Here is a 6,088-nt window from a genome sequence, read left to right on the forward strand (position 1 = left end):
TTCCTGGTCAGTGCTGCATGAATTCCGGGCTGCCAAGCAGCATGGCGGCGCGCAGGCGCACCGGACTGCCCGCGACGATGGCGCGCGTGTGCGCACCAATCCCCACGCCGATGCTGTCCTCGAGCGCCGCGGCGTCGAGCGTGGCGCCGGTGGCGCCGGCAAAGGCGATGCGGCGCGTGAGCGCGGCCGGGTTGAGCCAGGCCGCCTCGGTATTCTTGTAGCCGTCCGGCGTGGCGCAGCCGTACAGCGGCATGCCCTGCTCGTTCAGGGAGCGCAGCAGCGGCATCATGTCGGCCATCTGGCCGCCACCGGCGCGCGCGGCCGACACTACATACCGGTACGGCGTCTTGAACTTGGCGCCGACGCTCCCCGGGGCCATGAATTCGTCGCTGGCGAACAGGGTGCGCAGCACGCTGCGAATGTCGCCGTCGCTGTCGTGAAAGCTGCGCGCCAGGCGCTCGACCAGCAGCGCCGGCGGCTCGTCCTGCACGAAGTACTGCGCCAGCTTGTAGGCGATATGGCGTGCCGTGGCCGGATGGCGCGCCAGCACGTCGAGCGCGTACTCGCCTTCGGCCTCGCCCTTTTGCGCCACCACGCTGCCTAGCCAGGTCTTGCCCTGCTGGTCATGGCGCTTCGCGTCAAAGCGAAATGCCTGGTTCTCGCGCGCCAGCGCCGCCGGCGCAAAAGTCCAGCCGGTGAGCATGCGCGCCAGCTCCGTCACGTCCTTTTGCGTGTAGCCGCCGTCCACGCCCAGCGTGTGCAGCTCCATCAGTTCGCGCGCATAGTTTTCGTTGACGGCGCCCGCCTTTGACAGGTGGTTATCCAGGTAAAACAGCATGGCCGGATGGCGCGCGGTGGCCCCCAGCATGGCCCGGAACGAGCCGAATACGTTAGGCCGGATGGCGTCGCGCTCGTAGCCGGCCACCAGCGCGCGGGTAATGCCTTTGCCCGAAAAGACGTTGAAATGGTTGAACCAAAAGTCGACCATGACTTCCTCCAGCTGGCGAGGACTGTAGAGCGCGCGCAGCAGGCGTGCCTCGGCCGTTTCACGCGCCATGTCTTTGTAGGCGAGCGCGCGCCGTTGTTTCGCGCCTTCGTCGCCGTCGCGCACGTCGCGCCGCAGTTCGGTCAATTGCGCCAGCGCGGCGCCGCTGCTGCGGTTGGGGATGTCAAGCGCGGCCAGCCGTTCGGCCAGCGCCGCCGGATAGGCTATCTGCTGGGGTGCCAGCTGGGATGCGATGTAACGCTGCACGCCCATCTGGGCTACGCGCGCCACGTCGCCCGGCGCGGGACCGTAGGCGACCCGGTTCAGTACGTGCAGCGCGTCGCGCTCGGCGGCGCTGGGAGCCGCGTTAGCTGAGCTGGACAATATCAGCAGCACGGCGGCGACGGTGGCAAATGGCAATCTCATGAGCTCAGCCTCTTGAACAAGGGCCGCAAGGCGGGCCCATCGATAGTATTGCGCAGCAAAGGATAAAAAGTTCCAATTGAATTAAAGCAATTTAATATAAGCAAGTGATTAAGTTATATCAATCGTTTGATTTTTATGGTCTAATCGCCACCATGGAAAAACCACACTTACCTAACGACGAGGCGCGCAAGTCGCGCTCGGACGGAGTCCAGTCGCGCGAACGGCTGGTCCTGGCCGCCATGCGCCTGTTCGCCGAGCAGGGCTTCGCCAAGACCTCGACCCGCGAAATCGCGCTCGCCGCAGGCACCAACATCGCCTCGATCAGCTATTATTTTGGCGACAAGGCGGGCCTGTACCGCGCCGCCTTCACCGAGCCGGCGCCGCATGCGCGCGAAGACATCGCCGCCTTCACCAGGCCGGAGGCCACGCTGCGCGAGTCGCTGCGCGAGTTCTATTCGCAGCTGCTCGGCCCCCTCAAGGAGGGCGACCTGGCGCGCCTGTGCATGCGCCTGTGGTTTCGCGAGATGCTCGAGCCGACCGGTCTGTGGAGCGAGGAAATCGACAATGGCATCAAGCCGGCGCATGCGGGCTTGATGCTGGTGATCGGGCGCCACATGCACGTAGCAGAAGCTGACGACGACCTGGCCCGGGTGGCCTTTTGCGTGGCCGGCATGGCGCTGCAGATGCTGCTGGTGCGCGACGTGGTCGACCAGATCCGTCCCCAATTGCTGGACACCAGCGCGGCGATCGACACCTGGATGGACCGCCTGGTCGACTACGCCGAAGCCATCGTCAATGCAGAACAGGCACGCCGGGCCGCACTCGCGTCACCGCTCACACCAGCGCTCACACCACCGCCACGAAAGAAAAAAGCATGAAGAGCTTGCACATCCTGGGCAGCACCCTGCTGCCATTGGCGCTGTCGGCGTGCGCACTGGCGCCGCCGGCCAGCGTAGCCCTGCCCGCGCCCGCCCAGTGGCAGGCGCCGCTGCCGCACAATGGCAGCCTGACCGACCTGGCCAGCTGGTGGCGCCAACAGGGCGACCCGCTGCTGGCGCAACTGATCGCCTCGGCCCAGGTGTCCAGCCCGAGCATTGCCGCCGCCGCCAGCCGCATTGCCGCCGCGCGCGCCCAGCGCACGGCCGCCACCGCCGCGCTGCTGCCCACGCTCGACGCCGGCGCGAGCATCTCACGCGCCAACCAGCAAAGCTTGCAGCCGGGCGGCACCACCAGCTACGCAGGCCTGCAGTCGGCCTGGGAAATTGACCTGTTCGGTGGCGGCGTCGCCGCGCGCAATGCGGCCCAGGCGCGCCTGGCCGGCGCCAGCGCCCAATGGCATGCAGCGCGCGTGGCGGTGGCCGCCGAAGTGGCGGGAACCTATTACAGCCTGCGCGCCTGCGAGCAGTTGCTGGCCGTGGCGCAGCAGGACGCCGCTTCGCGCGCCGACACCGCGCGCTTGACCAGGCTTACTGCGGACGCGGGCTTTCAGGCCCCCGCCAGCGCCGCCCTGGCGCGCGCCAGCGCCGCTGAAGGCAACAGCCGCGCCACGCTGCAGCGCGCCCTGTGCGACATCGACATCAAAACGCTGGTGTCGCTCGCCGCAATCGAGGAGCCGGCCTTGCGCGCGCAACTTGCCGCCGGCGGCCCCGTCGCGGCCCCGCCGATTGCCATCACGACGCTCCCGGCCCAGCTGCTGGCGCAGCGTCCCGACGTGTTTGCGGCCGAGCGCGAAGTGGCCGCCGCCAGCGCCGACATCGGCAGCGCGCAGGCCCAGCGCTTTCCGCGCCTGTCGCTCTCGGGCGCGATTGGCGCGGCCAATTTCCGTTCCGGCGGCGAGAACCTGCAAACCAACACCTGGACTATCGGCCCGCTGGCCGTGAGCCTGCCGATTTTTGACGCCGGCGTGCGCCGCGCCAACGTTGACGCTGCCAAGGCGCGCTACGAGGCCGCCGTTATCACCTACCGCGCAACGGTGCGCGACGCGGTGCGCGAAGTGGAACAGGCGCTCGTCAACCTGAACAGCAGCACGGCGCGCAGCAGTGACGCCCAGGTTTCGCTGGAAGGCTATCGGATCGCCTTTGTGGCAGCCGAAGACCGCTACAAGAACGGCCTTGGCAGCCTGCTCGAACTGGAAGACGCCCGCCGCACGCGGCTCGCGTCCGAAAACGCCATCGTCACGCTGCAGCGCGAACGCAGCGCCGCCTGGATTGCGCTGTACCGCGCCGCCGGCGGCGGCTGGAGCCGTGCTGGCAGCTAAGTATCCCCCGATAAGTGCCATCTGACCACATCGAACCGCATCTGGAAAACAACATGAAAAAAAGTATCCTCAAACCTGTTTTGATCGTCGGCGTGCTGGCCGCCCTGGTGGGCGCCGGCGTGTTTTTCCTTAATAAACCGAAAGCCGCCGACAAGGTCGCCGCGCCGGTCAAGGCGGCGCTGACCGTCACCACCACGCAGGCCACGCCGGCGCAGCTGCCAATCAAACTGGCCGCCAACGGCAACGTGGCGGCGTGGCAGGAAGCGATCATCGGCAGCGAGTCGGGCGGCCTGCGCCTGACCGAGGTGCGCGTGAATGTGGGCGACGTCGTGAAAAAGGGCGCCGTGCTGGCCGTTTTTTCGGCTGACAGCGTGAACGCCGACGTGGCGCAGGCGCGCGCGGCGCTGATGGAAGCGGAGGCGAATGCCGCCGAAGCGGTGGCCAATGCGGCCCGCGCGCAAACCTTGAAAAGCTCGGGCGCCTTGTCGGCCCAGCAGATCAGCCAGTACATGACGGGCGAAATGACGGCGCGCGCGCGCATCGCGTCGGCCAAGGCGGCGCTGTCGTCGCAGCAGCTGCGCCTGCGCTACACCCAGGTGCTCGCGCCCGACGACGGCGTGATCTCGGCGCGCCAGGCCACGGTCGGCTCGGTGGTGGGCGTGGGCACCGAATTGTTCCGCATGATCCGCAAGGGGCGCCTTGAATGGCGCGCCGAGGTGACCGCATCCGAACTGGCGCAGATCCGGCCCGGGGCCAGCGCACAGGTCAAGGCGGCCAATGGCAGCGAACTGACGGGCAAGGTGCGCATGATCGCCCCGACCATCGACGCCCAGACCCGCTCGGCGCTAGTGTATGTGGACTTGCCCGGCACGGTGGGCGCGAACGCGCCGTTCAAGGCCGGCATGTTCGCCAGCGGCCAGTTCGAACTGGGCACGTCGAGCGCGATGACGGTGCCGCAGCAGGCGGTGGTGGTGCGCGACGGCTTTAGCTATGTATTCCAGCTCAAACCCGACAACCGCGTGAGCCAGGTCAAGGTGCAGGCGGGCCGGCGCCTGGGCGAGCGCATCGAAGTGCTGTCGGGCCTGGCCCCGGGCGCGACGGTGGCCGTCAGCGGCGCGGGCTTTCTCAATGAAGGCGATGTGGTGCGCGTAGCCGCCGCCGCGCCGCCGCCGGCAAAATAAGGAGCGCGCGATGAATTTCTCCGCCCTGTCAATCAAGAACCCGATCCCGGCCATCATGCTGTTCGTGCTGCTCACGCTGGCCGGGCTGATGGCCTACCGCGCCAACGCGGTGCAGGATTTTCCCGACATCGAACTGCCGATCGTGACCGTGACCGCGGTCCTCGACGGCGCCGCCCCGGCCCAGCTGGAAACGGAAGTCGCGCGCAAGATCGAAGACTCCGTCGCCACGCTGCAAGGCGTGAAAAATATCTATTCGCGCGTGCTCGACGGCGTGGCCACCGTCACCGTTGAATTCGTCCTCGAGAAAAATATCGCCGAAGGCGTCAATGATGTGCGCGACGCGGTAGCCCGCATCAAGTCGGACTTGCCTTCTGAAATGCGCGACCCGACCGTGACGAAAGCGTCGACCGCCGGGCGCGTGATCATGACCTTTACGGCCGCCGCCGCTGGCAGCAGCACTGGCGCCAACGGCGTGCCGCTCGACGACCAGGAACTGAGCTGGTTTGTCGACAATTCGGTCGCCAAGCGCTTGCTCAGCGTGCCGGGCGTGGGCGCGGTCAAGCGCGTGGGCGGCGTGTTTCGCGAAATCCGCGTCGAGCTCGACGACCAGCGCATGGCCGCCTTGCAGGTGGCCGCGGTGGACGTTTCGCGCCAGCTGCGCAGCGTGCAGCGCGAAGTGCCGGGTGGACGTGGCGACGTCAGCGGCGCCGAGCAGTCGGTGCGCACCATCGCCACCGTCAAAACGGCGGCCGAACTGGCGGCGATGGATATTCCCATCCCCGGCGGACGGCGCGTGCGCCTCGACCAGGTCGCGAAAATTACCGACACCGTGGCCGAGCCGCGCTCGATCGCCGAGCATGACGGCAAGCGCGTGGTGGGCTTTGAAGTGTTCCGCACCAAGGGTGCCAGCGAAATCGCGGTCGCCAAGGGCGCGCGCGCCGCGATCGCCGAGCTGCAGGCAGCCCACCCCAACGTGGCGCTCAAGGAAGTGATCGACAACGCCCGCCCGGTCGAGGAAAATTTCACCGGCTCGATGGAGCTGCTCTATCCTGAATTTTGCATAAAAAAGGGCAAGAATGCCGTAAGTGATTGATAAAATGTGAGTTATCTGGAAACACAGTTATCGACACGAACGCCACCTTGCCCGACATGAATTCTACCTCAGAGCAGCTCCGTTTTGCATCCATTCCCGCTCACAGCGTTCGCGCCGATTTCGCCGGAGGAGGCTTGTCGTCCGAT

General features: G+C 67.0%; 4 protein-coding genes and 1 pseudogene. 4 read left to right on the plus strand and 1 reads right to left on the minus strand.

Translation table 11 applies throughout. The features are described 5' to 3' along the window. Nucleotides 1-7: 7 nt before the first annotated feature. On the minus strand, nt 8-1,411 hold the full coding sequence (locus ACP7BV_RS08690; RefSeq protein WP_426103406.1) for a DUF1800 domain-containing protein: 1,404 nt from the start codon (nt 1,409-1,411) through the stop codon (nt 8-10). Nucleotides 1,412-1,563: 152 nt separating this feature from the next. On the opposite strand from ACP7BV_RS08690, the gene ACP7BV_RS08695 reads away from it, so the two are divergent. The 4 genes and pseudogenes from ACP7BV_RS08695 to ACP7BV_RS08710 form a co-directional block, all read left to right on the plus strand. Further along, the gene (locus ACP7BV_RS08695; protein ID WP_426103407.1) at nt 1,564-2,289 is read left to right on the plus strand and encodes a CerR family C-terminal domain-containing protein; all 726 of its coding nucleotides are present in this window, start codon (nt 1,564-1,566) and stop codon (nt 2,287-2,289) included. After that, nucleotides 2,286-3,668 carry an efflux transporter outer membrane subunit gene (locus tag ACP7BV_RS08700; protein ID WP_426103408.1) on the plus strand — a complete coding sequence of 461 codons (1,383 nt, stop codon included), beginning with the start codon at nt 2,286-2,288 and terminating at the stop codon, nt 3,666-3,668. The genes ACP7BV_RS08695 and ACP7BV_RS08700 overlap by 4 nt, the downstream gene beginning before the upstream one ends. A 53-nt stretch (nt 3,669-3,721) precedes the next feature. Next, complete coding sequence (locus tag ACP7BV_RS08705; RefSeq protein ID WP_426103409.1) at nt 3,722-4,849, plus strand: efflux RND transporter periplasmic adaptor subunit; 1,128 nt, start codon at nt 3,722-3,724, stop codon at nt 4,847-4,849. A gap of 10 nt (nt 4,850-4,859) precedes the next feature. Continuing rightward, nucleotides 4,860-5,897, plus strand: a pseudogene (locus ACP7BV_RS08710) (efflux RND transporter permease subunit); the annotation flags it as partial. Nucleotides 5,898-6,088 lie beyond the last annotated feature (191 nt).

The organism is Massilia sp. TSP1-1-2, from assembly GCF_049896185.1.
Taxonomy (GTDB): domain Bacteria; phylum Pseudomonadota; class Gammaproteobacteria; order Burkholderiales; family Burkholderiaceae_D; genus Telluria_A.

What these genes read in the sequence shown, in the direction of transcription:
- ACP7BV_RS08705 (WP_426103409.1), top strand. Translation starts at nt 3,722, where the DNA reads ATGAAAAAAAGTATCCTCAAACCTGTTTTGATCGTCGGCGTGCTGGCC.
- ACP7BV_RS08700 (WP_426103408.1), top strand. Translation starts at nt 2,286, where the DNA reads ATGAAGAGCTTGCACATCCTGGGCAGCACCCTGCTGCCATTGGCGCTG.
- ACP7BV_RS08695 (WP_426103407.1), top strand. Translation starts at nt 1,564, where the DNA reads ATGGAAAAACCACACTTACCTAACGACGAGGCGCGCAAGTCGCGCTCG.
- ACP7BV_RS08690 (WP_426103406.1), bottom strand. Translation starts at nt 1,411, where the DNA reads ATGAGATTGCCATTTGCCACCGTCGCCGCCGTGCTGCTGATATTGTCC.